Origin of the sequence: Streptococcus mitis (assembly GCF_009496285.1) — a bacterium.
Classification (GTDB): Bacteria; Bacillota; Bacilli; order Lactobacillales; family Streptococcaceae; genus Streptococcus; species Streptococcus mitis_BP.
In genome coordinates, this window is sequence record NZ_WIJK01000060.1 from 1 (window position 1) to 815 (window position 815).

General features: G+C 44.9%; 1 protein-coding gene. It reads right to left on the reverse strand.

The annotated features are described in order from the left end of the window. On the reverse strand, positions 1-815 hold an 815-nt coding region (locus GEZ89_RS09485), incomplete at both ends, for an Ig-like domain-containing protein (RefSeq protein WP_228113894.1).

Here is an 815-nt window from a genome sequence, read left to right on the forward strand (position 1 = left end):
CTGATACATTGCCTGCTTTATCTGTTGCTTTAGCTGTTACGTTTCCTTCTGGAAGAGCTTCTGTTGGTGTGATTGTAGCTTTACCTTTGTCGTCCGCTACGCCTTCACCAATCTTCTTACCGTCTTTATCGAACAACTCAACTGTTGATCCTGGTTCTGCTGTTACTTCAACTGGATCTGTAGTTCCGGCTTTACCTGTTAGATCTGTATCCACAACTGGTTTAGCTGGGGCTTCTGTATCTGGTGTTGCTGGTGTTGTTGCTTTAGCTGGTTCACTTGGCTCTGATACATTGCCTGCTTTATCTGTTGCTTTAGCTGTTACGTTTCCTTCTGGAAGAGCTTCTGTTGGTGTGATTGTAGCTTTACCTTTGTCGTCCGCTACGCCTTCACCAATCTTCTTACCGTCTTTGTCGAACAACTCAACTGTTGATCCTGGTTCTGCTGTTACTTCAACTGGATCCTTAGTTCCTGCTTTACCTGTTAGATCTGTCTTAACTTCTGGTTTAGCTGGGGCTTCTGTATCCTTAGTTGCCTTAGCTGGAACACTTGGTTCTGATACATTACCTGCTTTATCAGTTGCTTTAGCTGTTACGCCACCTTCTGGAATCTCAGTTGTTGGTGTGATTGTAGCTTTACCTTTGTCGTCCGCTACGCCTTCACCAATCTTCTTACCGTCTTTGTCGAACAACTCAACCTTAGATCCTGGTTCTGCTGTCACTTCAACTGGTGTCTTAGTTCCGGCTTTACCTGTAAGGTCTGTATCGATAACTGGTTTCGCTGGCGCTGTTGTATCTGGTGTATCTGGTGTTGATGGT